At 35.8% G+C, this 23771-nt stretch carries 20 protein-coding genes; 15 read left to right on the top strand and 5 right to left on the bottom strand.

The window, feature by feature from the left end; all coding sequences use genetic code 11:
- Positions 1-99 precede the first annotated feature (99 nt).
- The 3 genes from B9T35_RS11370 to B9T35_RS11360 all read left to right on the top strand — a co-directional run bounded on the left by B9T35_RS11370 (position 100) and on the right by B9T35_RS11360 (position 1904).
- Entirely contained in the window at positions 100-933 is an 834-nt protein-coding gene (locus B9T35_RS11370) for a hypothetical protein (protein WP_086191225.1), read from the top strand.
- A 129-nt stretch (positions 934-1062) separates the two neighbouring features.
- Entirely contained in the window at positions 1063-1548 is a 486-nt protein-coding gene (locus tag B9T35_RS11365) for a hypothetical protein (protein WP_086191224.1), read from the top strand.
- A gap of 59 nt (positions 1549-1607) precedes the next feature.
- The gene (locus B9T35_RS11360) at positions 1608-1904 is read left to right on the top strand and encodes a putative quinol monooxygenase (protein WP_086191253.1); all 297 of its coding nucleotides are present in this window, start codon (positions 1608-1610) and stop codon (positions 1902-1904) included.
- A gap of 41 nt (positions 1905-1945) precedes the next feature.
- Here B9T35_RS11360 and B9T35_RS11355 read toward each other — a convergent pair whose 3' ends face one another.
- Positions 1946-2164: a DUF6500 family protein gene (locus B9T35_RS11355; protein WP_086191223.1), complete on the bottom strand. Its 219-nt coding sequence runs from the start codon at positions 2162-2164 to the stop codon at positions 1946-1948.
- Positions 2165-2573: 409 nt separating this feature from the next.
- On the opposite strand from B9T35_RS11355, the gene B9T35_RS11350 reads away from it, so the two are divergent.
- Together B9T35_RS11350 and B9T35_RS11345 are read left to right on the top strand one after the other, a co-directional pair.
- On the top strand, positions 2574-3041 hold the full coding sequence (locus B9T35_RS11350; protein ID WP_086191222.1) for a hypothetical protein: 468 nt from the start codon (positions 2574-2576) through the stop codon (positions 3039-3041).
- A 316-nt stretch (positions 3042-3357) separates the two neighbouring features.
- Positions 3358-3615, top strand: coding sequence for a hypothetical protein (locus tag B9T35_RS11345; protein ID WP_086191221.1), 258 nt, complete (start codon positions 3358-3360; stop codon positions 3613-3615).
- Positions 3616-3856: 241 nt separating this feature from the next.
- Here B9T35_RS11345 and B9T35_RS11340 read toward each other — a convergent pair whose 3' ends face one another.
- Positions 3857-4156: a hypothetical protein gene (locus B9T35_RS11340; protein ID WP_086191220.1), complete on the bottom strand. Its 300-nt coding sequence runs from the start codon at positions 4154-4156 to the stop codon at positions 3857-3859.
- A gap of 331 nt (positions 4157-4487) precedes the next feature.
- On the opposite strand from B9T35_RS11340, the gene B9T35_RS11335 reads away from it, so the two are divergent.
- The 3 genes from B9T35_RS11335 to B9T35_RS11325 all read left to right on the top strand — a co-directional run bounded on the left by B9T35_RS11335 (position 4488) and on the right by B9T35_RS11325 (position 6952).
- The gene (locus tag B9T35_RS11335; RefSeq protein ID WP_086191219.1) at positions 4488-4871 is read left to right on the top strand and encodes a hypothetical protein; all 384 of its coding nucleotides are present in this window, start codon (positions 4488-4490) and stop codon (positions 4869-4871) included.
- A 318-nt stretch (positions 4872-5189) separates the two neighbouring features.
- On the top strand, positions 5190-6503 hold the full coding sequence (apbC, locus tag B9T35_RS11330; RefSeq protein WP_086191218.1) for an iron-sulfur cluster carrier protein ApbC: 1314 nt from the start codon (positions 5190-5192) through the stop codon (positions 6501-6503).
- Between the two features lie 92 nt (positions 6504-6595).
- Positions 6596-6952: a hypothetical protein gene (locus B9T35_RS11325; protein WP_086191217.1), complete on the top strand. Its 357-nt coding sequence runs from the start codon at positions 6596-6598 to the stop codon at positions 6950-6952.
- Between the two features lie 12 nt (positions 6953-6964).
- On the opposite strand, the gene B9T35_RS11320 is transcribed toward B9T35_RS11325, so the two are convergent.
- Positions 6965-7510: a DUF2062 domain-containing protein gene (locus B9T35_RS11320; RefSeq protein WP_086191216.1), complete on the bottom strand. Its 546-nt coding sequence runs from the start codon at positions 7508-7510 to the stop codon at positions 6965-6967.
- Positions 7511-8086: 576 nt separating this feature from the next.
- Here B9T35_RS11320 and B9T35_RS11315 point away from each other — a divergent pair.
- From B9T35_RS11315 to B9T35_RS11285, 7 genes are all read left to right on the top strand, one after another.
- Positions 8087-8680 carry a LysE family translocator gene (locus B9T35_RS11315; protein WP_086191215.1) on the top strand — a complete coding sequence of 198 codons (594 nt, stop codon included), beginning with the start codon at positions 8087-8089 and terminating at the stop codon, positions 8678-8680.
- Between the two features lie 174 nt (positions 8681-8854).
- Positions 8855-9424 (top strand): dCTP deaminase, encoded by a 570-nt coding sequence (gene dcd, locus B9T35_RS11310; RefSeq protein ID WP_086191214.1) that lies wholly within the window; start codon positions 8855-8857, stop codon positions 9422-9424.
- Between the two features lie 499 nt (positions 9425-9923).
- Entirely contained in the window at positions 9924-11381 is a 1458-nt protein-coding gene (locus tag B9T35_RS11305; protein ID WP_171264266.1) for a hypothetical protein, read from the top strand.
- Between the two features lie 308 nt (positions 11382-11689).
- Positions 11690-13240: a hypothetical protein gene (locus B9T35_RS11300; RefSeq protein ID WP_086191213.1), complete on the top strand. Its 1551-nt coding sequence runs from the start codon at positions 11690-11692 to the stop codon at positions 13238-13240.
- Between the two features lie 240 nt (positions 13241-13480).
- Positions 13481-15529 carry a hypothetical protein gene (locus B9T35_RS11295; protein WP_086191212.1) on the top strand — a complete coding sequence of 683 codons (2049 nt, stop codon included), beginning with the start codon at positions 13481-13483 and terminating at the stop codon, positions 15527-15529.
- Between the two features lie 16 nt (positions 15530-15545).
- Complete coding sequence (locus B9T35_RS11290) at positions 15546-16271, top strand: hypothetical protein (RefSeq protein WP_086191211.1); 726 nt, start codon at positions 15546-15548, stop codon at positions 16269-16271.
- A 44-nt stretch (positions 16272-16315) separates the two neighbouring features.
- On the top strand, positions 16316-18700 hold the full coding sequence (locus tag B9T35_RS11285; RefSeq protein WP_086191210.1) for a DUF6160 family protein: 2385 nt from the start codon (positions 16316-16318) through the stop codon (positions 18698-18700).
- A 140-nt stretch (positions 18701-18840) separates the two neighbouring features.
- Here the strand turns inward: B9T35_RS11285 and B9T35_RS11280 are convergent, their stop codons facing one another.
- Both B9T35_RS11280 and B9T35_RS11275 read right to left on the bottom strand, forming a co-directional pair.
- Positions 18841-20556, bottom strand: coding sequence for a proline--tRNA ligase (locus B9T35_RS11280; RefSeq protein WP_086191209.1), 1716 nt, complete (start codon positions 20554-20556; stop codon positions 18841-18843).
- A gap of 98 nt (positions 20557-20654) precedes the next feature.
- On the bottom strand, positions 20655-23759 hold the full coding sequence (locus B9T35_RS11275) for an efflux RND transporter permease subunit (protein ID WP_086191208.1): 3105 nt from the start codon (positions 23757-23759) through the stop codon (positions 20655-20657).
- Between the last annotated feature and the right edge of the window lie 12 nt (positions 23760-23771).

Raw genomic sequence — 23771 nt, 5'->3', positions numbered from 1 at the left:
GGGAATCTGTGAATTATTTTCAAATGTAGATTTTTATATATTGATACCTCAATAACAGGGATAATGTCTGGCTAAAGTGATGTTAAAGAGTGAATACACATGATTGATGATTCTGTTGAACGTTTCAATGATGCTGATCAAGACGGTTTTGAGCAAGATGACTTTGACCGAGAGGTAACTCGTATTCCTCAACATGAGAAAGGCAAACAACTCGGACAAAGCATTCTAAAAGATGCAGAGCAATATCTACAGTCAATGCCTGCTGCTGAACATCAATATTTGATGAAAACACTCAAAGCACTTGTTGCTAATGAAGCTTATTTTGAGGTTTTGGCCAATCAACTTGATCAAGCCACGGATAATAAAGTAGCGAATGATGCGTTAAATTTAGTGCATATTTGGAACTTGATTAATCACCATGAAAGTGATGTAGATTTTAATCTGCTGGATGTGATCAAGACTGAATATTTTCAGGCTGAATTATTAGAAGCTTTTGATGAGCTTAATATTGGCAATAATAAAGCACAACGTCGCTTAGTCATTCAAGAAGCATTTAAGCTGTATGAAATGCAGTGTTTCGCAGGTTGTATCCCTGTTTTATATGCACAATTGGAAGGTCTATTAACGGATATTCTGATTGAAAAAGGCTTTTTAACGCAAAATCAAACCAAGTTTGTGGATGTCTATAAAATTGTTCCGGGCTTAAAAGGGCATGAAATTAAGAGTTTGTGGCATAAGGTTAAAATTGCTTGTGAAATGAATGCATATTTTATTGAATTAGAAGCCTATAAAATGGACAGTAGCTCAACTGTGACCATGACTCGTCATAATATTCTACATGGTACAGATGTAAATCATTTTAGTCAGGAACGTAGTTTTGTCTTGTTTATTTGGTTGTTCTCTGTGGTGAGTTTTATGAGTACTTTGAGATAAATAAAACCACCTAAAATTTTTATATTGTTTAATCGGGCTGAAACTTCACTTAAATTTCACATAGACATCAATCAAAACACAATGCAGTTTTAGACAATAAAGCCAAGATCAAAGCAATTGGAGAACACAATGCGATCATGGCGTTTATTCTTTTCATCTGTAGTAGCGAGTGTGGTTTCAGTCTTTATTTTGGTTGTGCCATTTTGTCTGTTTTTACATTTTTATCAAGGTGATTTTTTTGTCACGGCTTCAGCAAGGGATTCAAGCCGTGGTGTAGAAGTGATGATGTATCTCACGCCTTTTTTATGGTTGAGTGCATTTTCCAGTTATCTCATTATTTTTAGAGTATTAAAAGCACCATCGGAAGTGATTGAAACGCACCAAATAATGAAAGTCACTTTAGCCATATTTTCAGTGTTGGTTACATTGTTGTTTTTGGTGCTGTTTTTAGATGGTGTGTTGTATAGCTTTATCGAGGTTTTTAGCTACTTTTTTATGGTCTATACGTTGCTGTTAATTCCACTGATTGCAGGTTTAATGGCTGGAAATGCAGTGTATTTAAAGTTAGAAAAAAAATTTAATATTCCAAAGGCTTATTCAGTATTTTATTCATAAAACCTAAGTTTTAGCTTTATGCTATGTTTGGGGAGTTAGTAAAAGAAAGAAACGAAAATATGCTAAAACTTATTGCAGAAGATTTTATCCAAGTCGACAAAATAGACTTAGTTTTACCTTTGTATCAAGAACTCGTGGAAAAGACCAAACTTGAAAAAGGATGTCTCAGTTATGAACTTTGTCATGATTTACGTGACCAAGGACATTTTGTCTTTATTGAAGAATGGGTAGATCGAACTGCATTGGATGCTCATGTACAATCTGAACATTTTCAGCGCCTTGTACTACAGATCGATCAATACACGAGAAAAAAGGGGATTTTTACTCATATGCAAAATTTTGAAGAGCTGTTTTAAGTAGAAGAACTATTTACGGATTTAACATTCCGTATGACAATTTATGACTCATTCAAAATCATCTGCTTAATTTTCACTGCTTTTTCAAAATGATCAAGTTGATGAGTTTTAATCCACCATTCTGCAACGTGCATTAACGTTTCAGGATCATCATTCTTATTAGCGAAAAAAGCATAAAAAGACAGCCCTACATTTTCGCCTTTCTGAGCAATTTTCTGTTCACAAATTCTGATGATTTTTGCTTTTAATTCAGTGTGCATTCTGTTCTCTGGCAATTTTTGAGTAGGTGAGTTTGAAATTTTAAAATAAATATGAATTGTATCGATATCACAAATTATAAGATATTCATCTGTTTATCTTATTGGTCTTAATGCAGTTAATAAGATTATAAATAGACATCTTAGATAAGTGTGAGCAATTTCATTATTTCAAAAGAGAAAATAAAAATGTGCACAAGATGGCTAGGGGTGATGATTGATAAAAAACACCATTCGTAACAATGCGTATGGTATTTATTGCAAATTGCAGTTTTCGCATTAAATATTATCTTAATTGTATATAACTAAGGTACAGCTAGAACATAGATTTGCTACTGTGTTCATGATTTTAAAATTCGTTATAAAGCAATATTTTCTTTTTAGATGAATCATTAATCAAGAGGGCGTAAAAATGACAGACAATACATTAGATAATTTAAAACAAAAGGCTTCTGAAGTAGGTGAGGATTTAAAATTTAAGGCAAAAGAAGCGCAACTTCAAGGTGAAAAAGCCGTTGATGATTTGAAGCATTCTGCTTCAGAAGCAAAATTAGCAGGTGAAGAAAAATTAACTGATCTGAAAAGAGATGCTCAGGATAGTAGTGCTGATAATAAGGCAGTATTGGATGACAAACTGAGCGCTGTCAAAGATAAAGCCGCGGCATTACAGGATCAGGCGAGTGAAAAGTTAGATCAGCTGAAAACAGAGGCCAGTCATAAACTTGATGAGGCAAAGTTAAAAGCTGCTGAATTAAAAAATGAAGCTGCTGCAAAAATTGATGATTTAAAAGTACATGCAACAGAAAAATTTGATGAAATTAAGAAAAAGGCGACAGATACACTGAATAGCTTAAAAGGTGATAAAACTGATAAGGGCTAATTCTCAACTTTTTAGATGCTAGAAAGATGAAAAGCTTTTAATTCAGATGTTTTTAGAACAATGCCGATTTGGTTGATGACTAAATCGGCATTGTCATTTTTAGATTTGTTCAGCATGATGATTCTAATCAAAAGCTGTGAACAGCTAAAAGTTCAAGCTAAATCTATTTTTCTCTAGTATAATTTTAGTTCAAGTTAAGTAAGATGACGTATATTTGGCTACAATTGCATTTCTTCAACAGATTTCAATTTTATTTGAATATAAAATAAATAATTAAGAAGAAAATTAAGGTTTTAAATCAATAAAAGGGGGAAATATGAGTGACTCAAAATTAGATAAATCAGAAGACTTGAATGATAAAGCCTCGAATCCGATGGATGAATTAAAACGCCTTATTGAAGAATCTAAACCAAAAGAACCAGAACCAGAATCTGAAGAAATGAATGAAAAACTAAGTGAAGACTTTAAAGCCAAGGCTGAACAAGCTGTGGCAAAAAGTGATATTGCAATTAGTGATTTTAGATTGAAATTTGCTGATACGTTAAAACGCCTTAAAAAAGATAACGAAAAATAAATAGCAGTCTTCTTATTCTGAATCAGTAGGATTTATTCTCTCTGTACTTTCAAAGCAAGTATTTAAGAAAGTGATTGATGTACAAATCTCTTTGGAATACATGTATTTTCAATACAACATCATTTGATTAAGCCTAAATGACTTAGCTTAATCAATGCTATTTACACTTTTTGATTTTTGAACAGAATTATATTTTTCTTCATCTTTTATAAAATTACAAACTAATCTAATTCTATCTGGCTTATTGATCTTTATTGATCCATTCAATTTTCTTCACCTGATTATTTACCACTGTCACGGTATAGACCGTATTTTCAATTTGATAAAGATAATCCATCGCCATATAGCGATTTTTGCCTTGTTTCCATTCATACGAATTCATGGAAAGAGGTGATTGATCCATGCGTGTGACGAGTTCAGTATAACTGTCGCCAACAGAGACCAATTGACCCGTTGGTGTTCTTAGCGTAGTGGTTTGATTCGCTGCAATTGCAATACTAGACAGGGAAAGCGAGAGCATTAAAGCTAAAATGTACTTCATATCAAAAGCCTTTATTATTCTAAAAAGTGATAAAAATGATGCTGTACTCTTGTTACTATAACTGAACTATAGAAATGCTTTTGTATCTAAAATATTAAAGCCTATTGTATAAAAAGCTGATTTATACTGATATAAGATGTCTCAAAACCCTACGATAAAAATGAATAATTAAAATGAGGAACGCATGATGACGATTTTGATTATCGTAATTTTATTGATTGCTTTAGCGATTTGGATGAGGCGATTTTCAAAAAAATCTCAAGCATTAATGGATAGGGTAAAACGATATGCGGTATAGCATGGCAAACTTCCTGCTGATGAAGTCGAGCAAATGTTTATGCATGATGGATTCATACAATGGTTTTCAAAGAGTATGAAGAAGGAAGGCAATCAAAAATTCAATGATGATACCGTAGTAGAAATTTACGGTAAAAAGTTAATGGAATATTATTATGAGCAATACAATCCGCATTTAGCAAAACACAATAAAATCCCAGATCCATTTTCACAGAGGGGACAGTCTGAAGTATCAACTGTTCAAATGAATTCATCATCTATAGCACCATTTGGTACACAGCAACCATTTATATCCAATCCTATAGAAAAGCTTCCTGATCCTTTTCCTCAAGAAGAGAAACAGTATTATCAAGATATTGATGTAAATGCAGAACGTGAACTCCTTTTAATACTTTTACATCATATTGGAACACCTTGATTCGCTAAAGAAGAAGCGATTAAGCAATTAACTACATTTGCTTTGGAGTATTCAGATTTACAGTCGGCACAATATTTAGGTGATTTTTATCAAACTGGAAAATATGTAGATCAAGATTCTGAAAAAGCAAAATCATTTTATGAATGGGTAGGAAAGTTGAAGCAAAAATAAAAGGGATAAGTTTTGGCTTTAAAATTCAACCAAATCACTTGAATTTATATCGACATTCAAAAAGCTTGATCGAACTTTACTTAACCTTGAGGCAATTTACGGCTAAACTATCAGAATTAGCTGTATATCCATATTTGGAGTAATTTTATGTCTTGGCTTTCTTCGCTTAAATCTGTTTTTTCACCTGCTCTGGAGGTGAACGAGGAAGAAATCCAGAATGTGCTACAAGGCTATATTTTGCCGAATTCAAACAATGCACTGAAAGATCGGATTACTCAAGTTAATGTGGAAGGGCGTGTTCTTCAAATCAGCATTAATACGTTTCCTAAAGAAGCAGATCAACTGCAACAAATTCATGATGATCTTGCCAGTGCTTTGGAAAAATGTGGCATTCAAGAATTGAATATGCACGTGATTCAACAAAAAATTCAGCATGATAAATCGTGCTCGAATCCAGATCACAACCATAGCAATGATTCAGCGCATAATCATTCTGAACATGCTAAAGCAAGCTGTTCAAGTCAACCTAAAACTGAGACTACGAAAAATACAAAGCATCCATTACCACCTGTGGTTGATGCTTCAGAACAAGCACCCAAAACTGAAACTCCGCCTGAAACAGATCCGAATAACCCACCAATCCAAAAAGCAGCGCCTCAACAACGAGATGTACCTAAACATCCACGTATCCAAAATGTGATTGTTATTTCTTCTGGTAAAGGTGGTGTAGGTAAGTCGACCACTACAGTGAATATTGCTTTGGCATTGCAAAAACTGGGTTTAAAAGTGGGGGTCTTGGATGCTGATATTTATGGACCAAGTATTCCAACAATGTTGGGTAATGCAGGAAAAACACCAAAAATTGAAGCAGAAAACTTCGTACCACTGGATGCTTATGGTATGGCTGTTTTGTCAATTGGGCATTTAATTGGTCAAGACAATACGCCTGTTGCATGGCGTGGACCCAAGGCAACAGGTGCACTCATGCAATTGTTTAATCAAACTTTATGGCCTGACCTAGATGTATTGGTCATTGATATGCCACCAGGTACAGGGGACATTCAGTTGACCCTTGCACAACGTATTCCTGTAACAGGTGCTGTAATTGTCACAACCCCACAGAATGTCGCATTGATGGATGCAGTGAAAGGCATTGAACTGTTTAATAAAGTACAAATTCCAGTGATGGGCGTCATTGAAAATATGTCTACACACATTTGTTCGAACTGTGGTCATGAAGAGCAAATTTTTGGTATAGGTGGTGGTGATCAGCTTTCTGAACAATACAACATTCCGTTATTGGGTCGTTTACCTTTGAATGTGAGCATTCGTGAAAATGCAGATGCAGGTAAACCTTCTGTAATTGCAGGGGATGATGTTGCAGAAAGCTATATCGCAATTGCTGAAAAAATTGCAGCACAATTACCTAAAGCTGAAAAAGATCAAAGCCGAATTTTTTAATCGTTTGATCAAAACTTTCTGACAGCTTTAGATCACTTAGGTCTGTTGATAAAAGTCCTTCTTTAAAAGAGGGGCTTTTGAGGAATATAAGAATGAAACATCTAAATATATTGAATAATAAAATCTTTATGAGTTTAACCAATACATCCAATGGTGATGTGAATGGAGCGACGCGTTTTTACTATACTCAAAAAGCGAAAGTAATTACTGCACGCTATGAAGGTGGTGTGGTTCAGGTTGGTTCGATTATTGGGCAAATGCTCACAGAGAGTACGTTTGAAATTTGCTACCAACATTTGACTATTTCTGGTGAGCTAAGAACAGGACAATGTAAGACTAGAATTGAATTACTTGAAAATGATATGATTAAATTAATAGAAGAATGGCAATGGTTGAATGGCGACTTATCGACAGGATATTCTGAATTGATTGAGGTGGTTTTAAACTAAATTTTCTTGATATTATATTTCGTTGCTCTGGCGACTTCTCCAGCGTTTAACCACACTCCAACGCCAGTAAAGACGGGTCAAAACAAAGAATAAAATGGCAAAAATTAAGGCTTCAATAAATAAACCTGTGGCTAAAATTTTAGCTAAACTAAAATCAATATGCCCATGACCAAAATTTTTAATCCAATGCATAATTTGGTGAAAAACACCCAGTAACATATCTTTATTAATCATATTGACATGATAAATTTTGGAACCAATCCAAAATGCAAAAATAAGAATCGGAACAATCGTGAAAGGATTCATAATCCAAGCAAGTAATAGCCCGATTGGTAAATTAGCTTCAAATAGTAAAACAGTCAGAACAATCAATATACTATGTAAGGGAATCGGTAAAATTCCCCAAAAAGTACCAATGAACATGGCTTTGGAAATAGACTTACGATTGACATACCAAAGCTGAGGACTTAAGGCTTTGTTGCCAAAAATCTTCATTATTTTCATATTATTGACTTGCTCAGGTGAAGGAAGCCAAGATTGAAAAAAGCGCTTTGCCATAAGTAATGTATTTATCGAATGTAAGAGTATTGTGCCTGAATGTCTATAAAAACGACAGTGCTTCTCGATATTCAGGAGGTACACTGGTGTTATAAGCATTGATAATAAAGAAATATGCTGAAATTTAGCTTAAATCAAAACCAGCTATTTTATTTTTAAATATTGAGCAACATCTATTCTAGATTTAATCATTTTTAATGGTGTGACTCATGCACACGCATATTGTAATGTGGATCATATCATTTAGATCGATCGGGTTGCTGTGAGTTGTACTGTAGACATTGTAAGGCTTGCTTCTCGTAAAGTGATAATTTTGAAGGGTGAAAATACCTTATCAAAATTTAGAGTGTGGAGAGATTTATAAGACATTGAAAATATTGATTAAAGATTAAACCATGTAATATCTGTGACCCAATGGTACAGTTATATTATATGTGTTTAATTTTTATTAAGTAATTGATTTTTAATGATAAATTTTAAATATTTTTATTTTTTATATGTTGTCTTACAATTAAATTTTTGCCAAGCCACTTAAACTGATTTAATCTGCGCTCAATTACATGGTGAGGTCATTTAATGATTTCATGGTTTTTTATCGGTTTGGTGATGGCAATACTTTTGACGCCAGGACCGACCAATACGCTTTTAGCATCTTCCGGTATACAAGTCGGTATACGTAAATCTTTGCAACTTATTCCTGCCGAAGCATTTGGTTATTTAATTTCTATTACAATTTGGGGTGTCATTATTGGGACAGTCTCAAAGCAATTTCCAATTATCCCAACCATTCTTAAATTATTTAGTGCGGGATATATCCTGTTTTTAGCATTGAAACTTTGGCGAACAGCATCGAAAGAAGAAAACTTTAACCAAGCGACCATTCGAGCAAGAGAATTATTTGTTGCCACGTTGCTTAATCCTAAAGCTTTACTTTTTGCTTCGGCTATTTTTCCAAATTATGTTTGGCACAATGTATCGGCATACACATCGCATATGCTGGTTTTCTTATTACTTATTGTTCCTATCGCCTTTTTTTGGACATTTATTGGGGCTGTTTTATCCAACAATAAAGTCAGTTGGTTGAATCAATATAATTTACAGAAAACAGCCTCATTGGTACTTGTAAGCTTCTCTATTCCACTGAGTTATTCTGCGATTGTAAATTTGTAGCTCACATACATTAGATGTTCGATCTACAAATTTTGAACTTAGCATTAGATCATTATCTATGGGTCAACATTTAGAGTGTTGAGTATTGTTTTGGCGCTAATCATTTCCTTAGATGCTCTTTTCAGTTAAAGTACAGCGCAATAAAAGCTTTTACTTATTTTGGATATTATTCTAATGGCTATTAAATCTGATCGTTGGATTCGTGAAATGAGCGAAAAACACGGCATGATCGAACCCTATGCGGCGAATCAAGTTCGTGTGAATGAACAAGGTGAAAAAATCGTCTCTTATGGTGTTTCAAGTTACGGTTATGATGTTCGTTGCGCGCCTGAGTTTAAAGTTTTTACCAATGTACATTCTGTCATTGTTGACCCTAAAAACTTCGATGATAAAAGCTTTATCGATATTCAGTCAGATGTCTGTATTATTCCACCAAACTCATTTGCTTTAGCGCGTACAGTTGAATATTTCCGCATTCCACGTAATGTGTTGACAATCTGCTTAGGAAAATCGACTTATGCACGTTGCGGTATTATTGTAAATGTAACGCCACTTGAGCCAGAGTGGGAAGGTCATGTGACTTTGGAATTTTCAAATACAACCAATCTTCCTGCGCGTATTTATGCAGGTGAAGGTGTTGCACAAATGTTGTTCTTTGAGTCAGATGAAGTATGTGAAACATCTTATAAAGACCGTGGTGGTAAATACCAAGGTCAAACTGGTGTGACTTTACCAAAAGCGTGAAGTTAGACTAAGAATGAAAGCAAGCGATTGAGCTTGCTTTTTTATGCATATTTTTTAAGTGAAATTGAAGTTGATGCTGAATAAAAGACTTCTATAGAAAGTTAAGATTAAGTGATTTTGAATAATTATATTTAGTTTCTAAAGCATAAGGGAATAAAACTCATTATAAAAGAGATTTTAAATACAAGAATCTGGTTAATTGTGATTTATTTTACATAATTATTAAATATTTATATTTTGTTTGTTAGTTGATTTTATTTGATTATTTTTATTGTTTAATTTTATTTAAAAGTCTTTGTTTTTTATCGGGAAATAATAATATTTATTTGGTTTGGTTATTATAAATGCTATAAGAAACTGAACAGCAACTCTAAAACCATTTAATTGTTTATTATATAGTCAATGTGATTTTGTTATATTTTTATTTTAAGTCGAAAATTAAATTTAGAGTTCGAATGGGAAATAAAATTAAAGCTTTGCTAAGGATGGGAGAGTATTTATGCTCCAGTTGAAATATTTAAATGTTGCATTATTAACACTCAGTAGTTTGAGTATGAGTTCTTCATTTGCAGTAACATTAAAAGCGATGACCGATGAGCAATTATCTAATACCACAGGTCAGGCTTTAATGAGCTTGTCTTATATTGCACCCACAGATCAATCTAATCCCATGAAGAATATTACAGGAGCTAACAATATTGGTTTCTATAAACTGGGTCTTGAAGCAAAATTAGAATTGAATGCTAATATTAGAAATTTGCAACTGGGGTGTGGTGGTACCAATGGAGCAGGTGCTTGTGATATTGATATTAAAAATTTATCTTTAAGCGGATTACCTACATCAAATGATGTGAGTGGTAGCCCACTTTATGTTGATGGTCGATCCTCAACTAGTGCTGAATTAACGAATCCTTTTATGGAGTTTGCAATTGCTAATCCAAATTCAGCTTCGACACGAGAAATTAAAGGATTGCGGTTTAGTGCAGAGAAAATTAATGCACTTTTAACAGCAGGTGTAGCCAATAATGAAACAGTATCAACAACGGATGGTATTCAACGGTTAAGCGGATTTATGCAAATTGCAGCGACTAGTGGAAGTGTAAATACAGCAACGGGAACATTTGGTAAAAGCACTAATGAAATAATTAAAGGTAATATTAAAGTTTTGGGGTTAATTGATTCAACATTTTCTAGTCTACCAGCTGATGCGCAAACATCAGGGATTACTCTGCCTTCAATGCATGTCGGCTTTAGCACACCAGATTTTCAGGTCAATGGTATTCGACAGTCCAGTGCAATTATCAGTGGAATTAATGTTTCTTTAGGTAGTATTCCACTAGATGCAGGTCCGAACAACCAGTTGGCTGTATCACTTAATCCATCTATTTTAGGTATTGATTATGCAAGGGTTAAACTAAAAACAGGTTCTGCTGTTAAAAATTTGAATTTGAGTGTTGATTTTGCACAAAGTTTAAGCATGATTCATAATATACCGTTAACAGGAACAGGCGGATATTTATCTTTACAAGATATGGCGCTAATTTGGCCTGGTGCAACTGTGGCGTCTGGGGATATAGGTAAGACTGCACTCAGTCAGATGGGTTTAGGAACAGATATTGCACAAAAAGGTTGGTGGATGTCTTTTGCTGATCCTGTACAGTTAGGGGAGCTAAAGGCAGTTAATCCTGTTGATATTAGTTCTGTTTATGGTCAAGTCGCAAGTTTAATGAATGCTGAGTTGGCAAATGCTAGTCAGACAATAAATCTTGGATTAAAAGAAGCACTGGATGCGCTGACAAATAGTGTAATAGAAACACCAAAAGCATTGGTTGTGGACTTAAATAAAGCTACTAATCCATTGTTGGGTGGAACACCAGCTAAAATTTTGTTGCAGAACTTACAGCTTGCCAATCAGAAAGTTGTTTCAAATTGCTATGGCTCCTTAAAATTTTGCTAAGCCTAAAATTAAGCTTTATATTTTTAAAAGTGGTGTAAGCCACTTTTTTATTTGGAGTTAAACATGGATATATCTATTTAATTTATCTAATTAAAATATAAAGATAGATTTTAGATGCCTTTGAATTTACAAAAATCATCGGTATAAAATAAAAAATATGATAAATTAATCACAATAATATGTTCTATTGATAACAAAAAATGAACTTTAAACAGTTATTTATTTAAATTTGGAAAGAATTTAAGTAATTGTTTAAAACAATAGAATTGGACTTTTCTTGAGCATAATCTACGGATTAGGAGCTGTTCATGTTTAAATTTAAACCTCTTGTTTTTGCTTTGTTAGCAATAAATAGCCTTGTCGTTACATCTGCATTTGCGGCATCAACTCTGCAAAGTATGAGTGATGAGCAATTATCTGATACTACTGGGCAAGCGCTTATGAATTTATCTTATATTGCGCCTACTGATACTAATAACTTGATGAGTAAATACAGTTCAGATAAAAATATCGGTTTTTATAAGCTAGGTTTAGAAGCAACAATGGACTTGAATGCTAATATTAAAAATTTACAATTAGGTTGTGGTGGGGTAAACGGTGCCGGTGCATGCGATATTGATATCAAAAATTTATCTTTAAGTGGTTTACCAACATCTAGTGATGTAAATGGAAATCCTATTTATGCTGATGGTCGACCTGCGACTAGTGCTCAATTAACAAATCCATTTATGGAGTTTGCCGTTAAAAATCCTGGGCAAGCATCAACTAGAGAAATAGTTGGTTTACGGTTTAGTGCCGAAAAAATTAGTGGTTTACTAAGTGCGGGTTTAACAAATGCAAGCACTCCGTCATCGTCTGATGGTATTCAAACACTTAGTGGATTCATGAGAATTGCACAGACTACAGGTGAGGTGGATACCATGGGAGGAAGCTTTGGTAAGACTGTCGATCAGTCAATTGGTGGGAATATTAGCTTGAAATTGCTAGGTGGTCTTCTGGGAACATATAATCAATGGATTCAGAGCTATCCAAATAAGGAAAATGCGGGGCTTGGTCCTTCTGGTGGTGATGTGACAACGGGTATTACAATTCCTGAGTTAAAAGGTATTGGATTTACCTTACCTGCATTTCAGGTGAATGGGAATCGATTGACTGCTGCTATAGCACAAAACATTATGCTGACATTGCCGAGTATTTCTTTAGCTAAACCAACAAATTGTAATAGTGCAGTTACCAATTGTAGTCAGTGGGATAATGATCTATTGATGGTAAATATTCGTAGTCAAAGTGATCATACAAAGCAAGATTGTGTTCTGGGATTAGTGTGTGATGCAAAATTTAAAATGGGGGCAGGTTCAACTTTGAGTAATTTGAACCTAAATGTAACTTTTAATCAGGCTCTGAGCATGTTTCATAATATTCCATTGAATGGTACAGGTGGATATTTGAGCTTGCAACAAATGGCGCTTTTATGGCCTGGAAACTATGTGGATTCTAGTGATACTTCTGGTAAAACCCTTGCTCAGATGAGTCAGACAGATGTTGCTCAAAAGGGGTGGTGGATGTCATTTGCTGATCCTGTACAATTGGGTTATTTAAAAGGTGGAGATAAAGTAGATATTACTCCTGTATTGCCACAGGTTGCTGCTCTAATTACGAAACAATTAGGTGATAATCCGATTGATTTGGGAACAGGGGATGGTCTTAATGCTATATTTAATGCGCCAATTACTAAAGTTATGAATATTGATATTGGTCCTTATACGGCAGCAAACCCTGCACGTTTAACTTTGCAAAATTTAAAATTAGCAAATCAAGAGGTTGCTGCAAATTGTTATGGAAGCTTAAAATTCTGTTAATTTAATTAACCAAGAGATAGATTTAAATTAATTGGTTTTAATTGATTAAGGTCTCGCTTATCGGAAAGTTAGGCATTTAACAAACTATCTTTTGCCTTGGTAAAAAGAATTGCATATTATAAATTGTGATAGATATAACAGAACTGCATAGACAAAGGAAAGTCGTGAAGCAGTTTATTTGGAAATATAGAAATAAAATAAATATGGTGCGGAGCATCGTATAACACAGGAAGGTCAAAGATGACTACACTCAATTATACGGTAAAATTTCAAAAAACCGTTTTAGCGAGTTTTATTGGTTTATGTTTAAGCCAATCTTGCTTTGCGCTTGAAGTATTGTCAGATGCTAGTTTAAGCGATACAACAGGTGAGGGCATTGCTTTACTCCCTCAAGATGCCTATATGGTATTTCGTGGCTATGGTGCAAATGAAACCAAAGCTACTTTATTTAGTGATCGTACCAATGATACAGGTTATATACATTATATTCCTGTGGGACCATTATCTGCTGCATCACAAGATACAAATAAAGATGGTAAAGTTGATGCTTCAGATCACTCTGTGGGTAAAGCTGATATATATTTATATGGCTTAGCACTTTCTAAATCTGATGGTAATAGTAATAGCCGTTTAGCAAGCACTGAGGCAGATGCGCAAATAAAAAGTTGGGGTACAGCTGAAAATCCGTGGTTGTTAAAAGTAGGTACACAAACGAATGTACCTAGCTTTGATCCAGCGCAAGCGGCATGTACTGCAACAGATACTGCCTGTCAAATTTCATATTTTGCTTTAGAAGCACCGCTTTATAATACAACATTACCTACTGACTCAAGCAAGGGTGCAGATGCTTATAACTTAAAATTAGCGACTTGGGCAGATGCTTTAGTATTAGATCAGAGTAAGCTTGATAGTTCGTCTGATTTATATACTTTGGGGCAAAATGCTGGTGGTGCAAGTGATTCAGCTCGAGCAAATAGGTTGCGTTTACAAGCAATTTGGAATGGCTTTAGTATTAATGGTAGTCGAATTCAACTCTTTCAGACTTTAGGTGGCGCAACAAATACTGGTGGAATGAGCGCTTTTTATAATAATACCCTTGGTGCGTCGGGTGTTATACGTTTGAATAGTGGTGATGCTCAAAATGTGCGTGCAGTAAGTACTAATAATACATCGAGAAGTACTTCAGCTTGGAGTACGATTCATAATGGTTCTTTGGCTGGTTTTAATACCGTAACTGGTACTTCGACAGGTGCTGATTGTAATAATACAACAGCAAGCTTAGCACCGAATTATTCAGGTATAGGTTGTCAATATCAGGTTCAAAAAAGAACAACAACGGATACAGCGACGCAAGTATCTTCAGTAAATACAAATAAAATTTTGCGCTTGAGTACTCGAGAGACAGCAGACAATCCTAATCTTTTATATACACCCGCTATAAATGGTGGCGGTGCACCAAGTTTTGATGCGAATGAAGGTGTCTATATTTATAATTTAAATACTAATTTGGTGTTAGGCTCAAGTTATCAACCGCTTATTTTAGGCTCTGATGGTAAAAATTTCAGCTTGGAAGTCGCACGTATTCCAAATAAACCAGAGGTATATAAGAAAATTTATACAGATTATTCTGGAAGTGATAGTTCCTATTTAGGTTCAACATGTAATGTCTATAAGTGTGGTAATAATGGTATAGCAGGTTACCAAGGCAATAATGCAACACATAGCAGTATTACTATTGGTTCAACCAACTATGATCCAGTGAATAATATACTTACCGCATATAGTGGTGAGGGTGCAGTAGGAGTTTCATTTGGTGCCTTAAATGGAACTCAAACTCAAACGACAAATTATGTTGATTTACAATATCAACAACGTAAACAAAATGATCGTACATGGTTATATGGTTGCGGAGGATTTTGGGGAGCTTGTAGTACAGGGACGATAAGTGATTGGGTATATGTAAATAATGTAAATGGAAGTACCACTGCAACACAAAATCAAAAACCTATTCCAGGAGGGTGTACTGGTACCTCTATTGGAGGATGTAGTGGTACAGCACCATCTGCAAATGATTTACCAACACAAACCAATAGGACGTGGGCAACTTCACTTGCTGTTTGGATTAACGGAATTTCAAACTCAACTGTACAAAATTTTGTGGGAATAACCCCTACTGTAGCACCAGCGGCACCAAATAATATTACAGGTGCAGCATTGAATAATTTAGGTTCAGCTGCGATTGATGGTTTATTAATTCAACATATGAAAATTACAACTAAAGGTCTATAGGTTAGGGAGAATATAAATGAGAAAAAAAATGCTTCCTATTTTAATAGGGTTATTAAGTTTTCATGTGGCGGCTATGGAACCTTTAACTGATCAGGATTTGCAAGAAGTGCAGGGACAGGCTGGTGCAGATATATCTTTAAAATTGTCATTAAATCAAAAAAATGATGGTACTTTTGATAATACACTTTGTAGTGCTGTGGAGTTTTGCCGTATTGGTTTATCTGTGAATAAACGTTTCGTTACTATGGGAGCTGGTGATACTAATAATATTTTTACAGTTGCAAATAGCGATTCAGGTCATAAGTTGTGGGTGGTATTGAAGGGCATACAGGGAACCATTGAGATTCAAAAATTAGGCTTGGATGGCATTGATTTGATGTATAGCAAAAAGGGAACAGCAACAGGTGAAATAGTTTTAAAACCTGCTATACAACTGAGTTATACAGCCTCATCACCTATCAAAATTCATAATTTTGGTTTTAGTGCGCTATCTATTGAACAAGATAGTTTTAATAGTACGTCTACTTTGGAAGGTGTAGGTCCGACAGCGAATGATTATGGATATCTTAAAAAGTCAGTTTATTCGGATATTACAGATGTAGCATCAGGGAAAGTTGCAACAGCTTCGCTGTATGATCGTGGTAAGGAAACTGGATTTACTGGACTTATGATGAATGGAAATCTTGCCTTAAATGGAAAGATTATGGTTTTTGGTTGTGATGGTTCACATCCTCGTTGCTAATCAAGCAGGCATTGGAAGCATAGAGCCAAATTAAGGATAAAATAATGAAACAGAATATAAAAAAAACAAAGATTTTTTTTCTATCGACACTCATGTTGAGTATGTATTCGTATTTGCCATCGGCTTATGCTTTAGAAGAGATGTCTGAAAGTGATATGCGTGCTATAGATGGGCAAGATGGTATTACAGCAGCAATTACGTATTCAAATGTTAAAATTGATCAGGTCAGTTGGATTGATCAGTCTGGTAATTCAGTTGGTACAGGAGAGCAATCACTTAAAGCATCAATTAATGGAATAGATATATCACGTGGGGCTTTAGATGCCAGTAAAAACTTAGGTGTGCAAGCAACTTTTGATGTATTTACTGCAAATGGTAAGCCAGGTGTTGGTTTAAATGTAAATACTGTTTTAGGTAAAATTACGACCAATAGTATTAAAGTTTGTAATAATAGTGCGACTTGTAATACAGCGGATACTGCAAACCCTTCAATAGGTTCATTATCAGTTGAAGCCTATGACCCAATAAAATTTAATTTAGTGACTTCGAATGGTCTGTTTTCAAAAAATGACCCCGCTTATCTAGATTTTAGCGTACAAAATATGAATGTGGGATTAAGCCAGAAACAGACCAGTACAGTATCGAATACCTTACAAATGAAAAATTTTAATTTTAATTTTAAAGGTTTTGGTAATATGTATATTGACTCAGCTGGAGGGTTATCACTATCTAGTGGTACAGTCGGAACAGGTGGGTATGCAGACTTTATTCGTACTGAAAATCAACGTCCTGGTTTGAATTTAGAGTTTGCAATAAATAATAAAGGTCTTCTTCAGGCTGGAGCAAATGGTCGTCTGGTTAACGGTATTGTTCAGTTAGGTGTTTCTGATATAAATTCAAGTTTATTGGGGAATGCAGGCCGTACTGGATCACCAACGAATAATTCTATTGTAGGCTCGACAGGTGTCAAACTTAAAATCACAGGTGAATTCACCAATGATTTAGATGTGAAAAATGGCCTGATTACTGCAGATAAAGCGACCACCTTAGAGTTAAGTAATGGTGGTGCTTTTGGTTATGGTTTTAGATTTGAAAATATTACACCGCTAGTTACACGAACAGGCTTAACAGGCTCTGAAACAGGAGACGTTGCCTTATCAACTGCTCGCGGTGGTTTAGATATGGATGGTATATATCTGAATTTAGTTGATAGTAATCTGCTCAAACTCCCAGAAAATAAGAATCTTACAGGGGTAAGCTTAGGTGGGGCGAATAAGTTAGCAACGCTTTCAGACTTTGATCAAATTATTGCAGCAACAGCAGCGGGCGCGACTAATCCAAATAGTGCTGTTCTTGCATTAAGAGGTGTAAATTTTGCTGCTCTGTCTAGGCGTGGTCAATTTATTGCAACACCAGATGTAACTGATGCGAGTAAGTTACCATCTTCTACCCCTTCTAAGTGGGGCTTAGGTTTACCAATTTATAATCTAAATGCCAATGTTGCATTTTATGGAAAACAATCAAGCGGATTGGTAGATAAAATTATTAGCAAGAATAATGTAGGTAGTGATGTATATGCTCCTACAGTTACAGGTATTACAGGTTCTGAGCGTATCGGGTTTAGTGCTGCATTAAGTACCCAAGGCGTGAGTACTGATGGGACAAAATCGACCTCGATTATGTTGATTGATGGTGGTGATAACACCAATTACAATCAAGCAGGTTCAATTAAGTCGACACCAACAGATTACTATATTGGTTTAAGAAATATTGATATGTTACTGAATGGGTATGGTTCAATAGGGCTTGAAAATGGGCAATTGAATGTAAGTATGCCTAGTTTGAAAATGATTATTGCAGCTCAATTGGCAGCTGGTTATTTACCTGGTGCAAAATATAAAACGTGCCCAACTACAGGAGGCTGTTATGCGCCTTCAAATGGTTTTACAACCAATAATGATGTTTTAGCTGGATTGAAAATTAAATTAAATGGTGGTATTAACTTTGCTTTGGTACCTAGAGCGCTTTTAACTGATCAAAGTCAGTTGGTTAATGGTACTAATGCACTCAATGTTGTTGGGCTTATGAATCTTAATTCTAGCCAACCTCTAAATAATGTTTTACAACTTTCAGACCCAGATGGGTCTACAATAGGTTTAGATAATCTTTCTGGTGCTGTTGGATTTGATAATAGTATTGCAATTAATAAAGATAATGTTGGGTTTAATTTTAGTTTTATTTTTAATCCAGATAAGAGTAAAGAAGGTGTGTTTAGAGCGCGTGATTTAAATCTATATCCTGCTACGACAACTGGTGGTGTTACAACGGTTGGAAATCCACAGCGCTTAGGTGAAATTGCGATTACTGGTGGACGCTTAAATTCTAGTATGTCTATTATTCCGCGTGATACGTCATTTAATTTTAATTAGTAGATGGCATCTTGCATAGCTATGAAGAATCCCCCTATTTCTATTATTTAATGAAAATAGAGTAGTCCTAGATAAGCAGTCTTTTGGTTTTATTAAAAAATCCCGCTTAAAGCGGGATTTTTTATGACTCAATTTACAGATTATTTTGCAAATTTAGCCATTAATTCTTCTTTGCTAATATTCACAGATTCCGCATCAGTACGACCTTTATATTCAAAAGTACCTGCATCCAAACCTTTTTCACCAATCACAATACGGTGTGGAATACCTGTCAATTCAAGATCAGAGAATTTAACCCCAGGGCGCTCGTTACGATCATCAAGTAATACATCAAAACCTTGTGCTTGAAGTTCAGCATATAAGCTTTCCGCAGCTTCAACTGTACGCGGTGATTTGTGTGCATTCATTGGAACAATCGCAATATCAAATGGTGCAATTGCTGCAGGCCAAATAATACCTTTATCATCAAAGTTCTGTTCAATTGCTGATGCAACAACACGGGTTACGCCAATACCATAACAACCCATTGTAACGGTTTGTGGTTTACCATCATCACCTAAGACTTTACAGCCTAAAGCTTCAGAATATTTTTGACCCAATTGGAAAATATGACCGACTTCAATACCGCGTTTAATTTGAAGTGTGCCTTTGCCATCTGGAGATGGATCGCCTTCAACCACGTTACGTAGATCATAAACTTCCGTAAATTGTGCATCACGTTCCCAGTTAATTCCTGTTGCATGCTGATCAACAAGGTTTGCACCCGCAACAAAATCAGAAAGAACAGAGGCTGCACGGTCAATAATCACAGTTAAGCCTTTTTCAACTAAACCTTGAGGACCGCAGAAACCAGCCGTTAAACCATTTTCTTGTAATTGAGCTTCTGTTGCGAACTCTAATGGTGATGCAATTAAGGAATGTTTTTCAGCTTTAATTTCATTCAGTTCATGGTCGCCACGTAGGAATAAAGCAACAACAGGGACTTTGCCTTTTTCATTGGCAATACCTTGAACCAATAATGCTTTTACAGATTGCGCCGGATCTGTATTTAAGAATGCAGAAACATCAGTAATGGTTTTTTGATTTGGTGTATCTACAATTTTAAGTTCTTGAGTAGGTGCAGCACGTTCGCCAACCAAGAGTGCTTCAGCTTTTTCAACATTTGCTGCGTATTCAGATTCAGTTGAAAAAACGATGTCGTCTTCACCACTTGAAGCCAAAACGTGGAATTCATGAGAACCTGAGCCACCAATTGAACCTGTATCCGCTTGTACTGGACGGAAGTTTAAGCCCAAGCGAGTGAAGATACGACAATACGTGTCATACATGACATCATAGGTTTCTTGTAATGATTCTTGATCAATATGGAAAGAATAAGCATCTTTCATAATGAATTCACGAGAACGCATTACGCCAAAACGTGGACGAATTTCGTCACGGAATTTGGTTTGGATTTGATAGAAATTGATTGGTAATTGCTTATAACTTTTTAATTCATTACGTGCAAGATCGGTAATCACTTCTTCGTGGGTTGGACCAAGAACAAAATCATTGTTATGACGATCTTTAAAACGTAAAAGTTCAGGACCGTATTGTACAAAACGACCAGATTCTTCCCAAAGGCTTGCGGGTTGAGTCACAGGCATGAATACTTCAAGTGAACCTGCACGATTCATTTCTTCACGTACAATCGCTTCCACTTTATTTAGCACACGTACACCCATCGGCAACCAAGTGTATAAACCTGAAGCCAATTTACGAATCATCCCCGCACGTAACATAAGTTGATGTGAAATAACCTCAGCATCACTTGGGGTTTCTCTTAACGTTGCAAATAAAAAGCGACTCGCGCGCATGGAAACTGTCCTATTATTTTGAGCAATAAAGTTGAGATTATACGTTAAAAAAATGTAGCTCACATTTGATAATGTTAACTACATTTAAAATATTGGAATTAAGTCGTGATTTTTTGGAATTGTCGCATCATAAAGTTTTTGAAATCATCTAAATAAGTAAAAATCACAGGAACAACAACTAAAGTGAGTAGAGTGGATGTAATCACGCCACCAATTACCGCATGTGCCATCGGTGCACTTTGTTCACCACCTTCACCCATTCCTAATGCTAAAGGTACCATTCCCATCACCATTGCACTGGTGGTCATTAAAATGGGGCGTAAGCGGGTCGTACCTGCTTGAATGATGGCGTCATAACGGCTTTCACCTCGTTCCATTGCTTTCTTAATAAAATCAATTAATAAGATGGCATTCTTGGTGACCAATCCCATCAACATGATAATTCCAATGATGGAAAATAAGTTCATGGTACTGTTGAAGAGGAATAGTGCTAAAAACACACCGATTAAAGAAAGAGGAAGTGAAGCCATAATTGCAGCAGGGTGGATAAAGCTGTTGAACTGTGAACCGAGTACGATATAAATAAAGACAATAGATAGCGTAACCGCAGTAAGCGCATAACCTGCTGATTCTGCCATATCTTTATTAGCACCTTGGGTATTAAAGCTATAACCAGCAGGCAGTTTAAAGTTTTCTTGAATCTTTTGGATATCTTTACCAATGTCACCAGCAGGACGACCAGAAGTGTTGGCTTGAACCAGAATTTCACGAGATAAATCACGACGATTAATTTGTGAAGCACCAAAGGTTTGATCGAGTGTTGTTACAGAAGAGAGCGGAATCAGAATATTTTGTCCGTTCGTATCCGTTTTATTTGAATTGACATAAAGATTTTGAATGTCTTGAGGTAAAGCACGTTTATTTTCATTTAAACGTAAATTGACATCATAGGTTTCACCACGATTATCTTCCCAAGTGGTGACATTATCACCTGCCAATAATGGGCGCACGATATTGGCAATTTGATTGACGGATAAGCCGAGATCATTGGCGACCAAGCGATTAATGGTCATAGATAGAGTAGGTTTCGGTGTTTTGAGTGAACTTTCTAAATCGACTACACCTTCAACTTTTGCCATTTCTTGCATGAAGCGATCAGAGATTCTCTGTAACTCATCTAAATCCTGTCCTTTAATAGAAATCATGATCGGTTTTTGACCGCCTGATACAGTTTCATCTGCAGAAGCAATGGATGTCACACTAATTCCTGCAACGGATTGAAGACGTTGTCGGAATTCTCTGTTTAAATCATTTAGTGTTTTGCTACGTTCATTTCGAGGTGTTACGCGGACACGTATAGACACATGGTTTTTGCCTTTGTTGGTCGTAGCATTGATGACGCCATAGGTGGAAATCACAACAGGATTTTCACGGACAATTTGATCGACTTGTTTTAATTTGGCTTGCGTATATTGTAATGATGCATCGACAGGGGTTTCAAATTTAATCCGAATTTCACCTTTGTCAGGTACAGGTACGAATTCAGTTCCAATCATTTTAGACAAAGCCAAAGCGCCAAATAATGAAGCGATAGCAATAATGACAGTGACGAATCTAAAACGAAGTGCAAGTTTTAGAAGTTTGGCATAAAGATGATTCAGGCGATCAAGTTGTCTTGAAAATGCATTAAAAAATCGTTTTAGGGCAGATGGTTTTTGATTTGGATTATGCTTCTCTGCCCAATGTGCTGAAAGCATCGGGTCAAGTGTAAAACTCACAAACATGGAGATCAGTACGGCTATACTGACGGTTACACCAAATTGGAAAAAGAAACGGCCAATAATCCCACCCATAAAAGCAACGGGGAGGAATACAGCCACAATGGTTAAAGTTGTAGCAAGAACGGCTAAGCCAATTTCTTTGGTGCCTTCTAGTGCCGCTGTGACATGGTCTTGTCCCATTTCGGTATGGCGAACAATGTTTTCACGTACCACAATAGCATCATCAATTAACAAGCCAATACAAAGTGATAAAGCCAATAGCGTCATCATGTTGATAGTAAAGCCAAATGCCCAAATAAAAGTCAAGGTTCCGAGTAGGGCAATGGGTAAAGTAAGCCCTGTAATGACTGTAGAGCGGAATGAACCTAAAAATAGTAAAACAATGATAACGGCAAGAATTGCACCTTCAATAATGGTTCTGGCTACATCTTTAATCGTACCCCGAATAGATTTTGAACCATCAACAACGACTTTCAATTGAGTGCCTTGTGGCAGTTGTTTTTTAATTTCATCTAGAACTTTATAGGTTCCATCGACTACATTAATCACATTAGAATCAGAGCTTCTGAGAATATCAATTGAAACCGCAGCATTGCCTTGTAAAAATGCGCCAGATTCTTGTTCTGCTTGCGTATCTTCAACTTGAGCAACTTGTTTGAGGAAGATGGGCGCACCGTTTTTATTGGCAACAATAAGGTCACCAAATGAAGTTGGATTTACCACTTTAGATTGAATTTCAACCACCAGTTCTGACCCAGCTTGTGTTAATGAACCTGATGGAACTTGGACATTTTCACTTTTGAGCGTGTTAATGATTTGATCAACACCAATGCCATAGCTTTGTAATTTAAATGGATCCACTTCAATTCGAATTTGTCGTTTAGCATCACCGAGTAAGTTGACAGAACCGACACCTGAAACCGTTCTTAATTGTGGAATTAAGCGTTGATCAATATAGGTACTGAGCTCCTTTAATGACATGTTTTTAGATTCAAACACAACAGACATAATCGGACTGGCTGTTGGGTCATAGCGCTCTACAACAGGTTTATCAATTTCATCTCGGAATCTAGCCGTCACGGATGAAATTTTGTCCCGTACATCCTGGGCAGCGGTTGCAGATGGAATATCCAAATTAAACTGCGCCACAATCATGGATAAGCCTTCGCTTGATTGTGAAGTAATCTGTTTTAAGCCTGAAATAGTATTGATTTGATCTTCAAGTTTTTTGGTGACTTCAGATTCAACTGACTCAGGTGAAGCACCTGCGTAGTTGGTATAAATAACCACAAAAGGGAAGTCAACATCAGGGAATTCTTCGACACCCATGCGTTGCCATGATGCTAAACCTAAAACCATCAGACACAGCATCATCATGATGGTGAAAACAGGATATTTAACACTAATTCGAGTTAACCACATGTGGATAATCCT

The sequence above is a fragment of the Acinetobacter sp. ANC 3832 genome, from assembly GCF_002135415.1.
In the GTDB taxonomy this organism is placed as follows: Bacteria; Pseudomonadota; Gammaproteobacteria; order Pseudomonadales; family Moraxellaceae; genus Acinetobacter.
Note: the sequence above shows the minus strand (reverse complement) of the source record. Positions and strands in the feature narration are given on the sequence as shown.

What these genes read in the sequence shown, in the direction of transcription:
- B9T35_RS11275 (WP_086191208.1), bottom strand. Translation starts at nt 23,759, where the DNA reads ATGTGGTTAACTCGAATTAGTGTTAAATATCCTGTTTTCACCATCATG.
- B9T35_RS11285 (WP_086191210.1), top strand. Translation starts at nt 16,316, where the DNA reads ATGAAACAGAATATAAAAAAAACAAAGATTTTTTTTCTATCGACACTC.
- dcd (WP_086191214.1), top strand. Translation starts at nt 8,855, where the DNA reads ATGGCTATTAAATCTGATCGTTGGATTCGTGAAATGAGCGAAAAACAC.
- B9T35_RS11365 (WP_086191224.1), top strand. Translation starts at nt 1,063, where the DNA reads ATGCGATCATGGCGTTTATTCTTTTCATCTGTAGTAGCGAGTGTGGTT.
- B9T35_RS11300 (WP_086191213.1), top strand. Translation starts at nt 11,690, where the DNA reads ATGTTTAAATTTAAACCTCTTGTTTTTGCTTTGTTAGCAATAAATAGC.
- B9T35_RS11345 (WP_086191221.1), top strand. Translation starts at nt 3,358, where the DNA reads ATGAGTGACTCAAAATTAGATAAATCAGAAGACTTGAATGATAAAGCC.
- apbC (WP_086191218.1), top strand. Translation starts at nt 5,190, where the DNA reads ATGTCTTGGCTTTCTTCGCTTAAATCTGTTTTTTCACCTGCTCTGGAG.
- B9T35_RS11335 (WP_086191219.1), top strand. Translation starts at nt 4,488, where the DNA reads ATGTTTATGCATGATGGATTCATACAATGGTTTTCAAAGAGTATGAAG.
- B9T35_RS11315 (WP_086191215.1), top strand. Translation starts at nt 8,087, where the DNA reads ATGATTTCATGGTTTTTTATCGGTTTGGTGATGGCAATACTTTTGACG.
- B9T35_RS11320 (WP_086191216.1), bottom strand. Translation starts at nt 7,510, where the DNA reads ATGGCAAAGCGCTTTTTTCAATCTTGGCTTCCTTCACCTGAGCAAGTC.
- B9T35_RS11305 (WP_171264266.1), top strand. Translation starts at nt 9,924, where the DNA reads ATGCTCCAGTTGAAATATTTAAATGTTGCATTATTAACACTCAGTAGT.
- B9T35_RS11295 (WP_086191212.1), top strand. Translation starts at nt 13,481, where the DNA reads ATGACTACACTCAATTATACGGTAAAATTTCAAAAAACCGTTTTAGCG.
- B9T35_RS11355 (WP_086191223.1), bottom strand. Translation starts at nt 2,164, where the DNA reads ATGCACACTGAATTAAAAGCAAAAATCATCAGAATTTGTGAACAGAAA.
- B9T35_RS11340 (WP_086191220.1), bottom strand. Translation starts at nt 4,156, where the DNA reads ATGAAGTACATTTTAGCTTTAATGCTCTCGCTTTCCCTGTCTAGTATT.
- B9T35_RS11280 (WP_086191209.1), bottom strand. Translation starts at nt 20,556, where the DNA reads ATGCGCGCGAGTCGCTTTTTATTTGCAACGTTAAGAGAAACCCCAAGT.
- B9T35_RS11325 (WP_086191217.1), top strand. Translation starts at nt 6,596, where the DNA reads ATGAAACATCTAAATATATTGAATAATAAAATCTTTATGAGTTTAACC.
- B9T35_RS11370 (WP_086191225.1), top strand. Translation starts at nt 100, where the DNA reads ATGATTGATGATTCTGTTGAACGTTTCAATGATGCTGATCAAGACGGT.
- B9T35_RS11350 (WP_086191222.1), top strand. Translation starts at nt 2,574, where the DNA reads ATGACAGACAATACATTAGATAATTTAAAACAAAAGGCTTCTGAAGTA.
- B9T35_RS11290 (WP_086191211.1), top strand. Translation starts at nt 15,546, where the DNA reads ATGAGAAAAAAAATGCTTCCTATTTTAATAGGGTTATTAAGTTTTCAT.
- B9T35_RS11360 (WP_086191253.1), top strand. Translation starts at nt 1,608, where the DNA reads ATGCTAAAACTTATTGCAGAAGATTTTATCCAAGTCGACAAAATAGAC.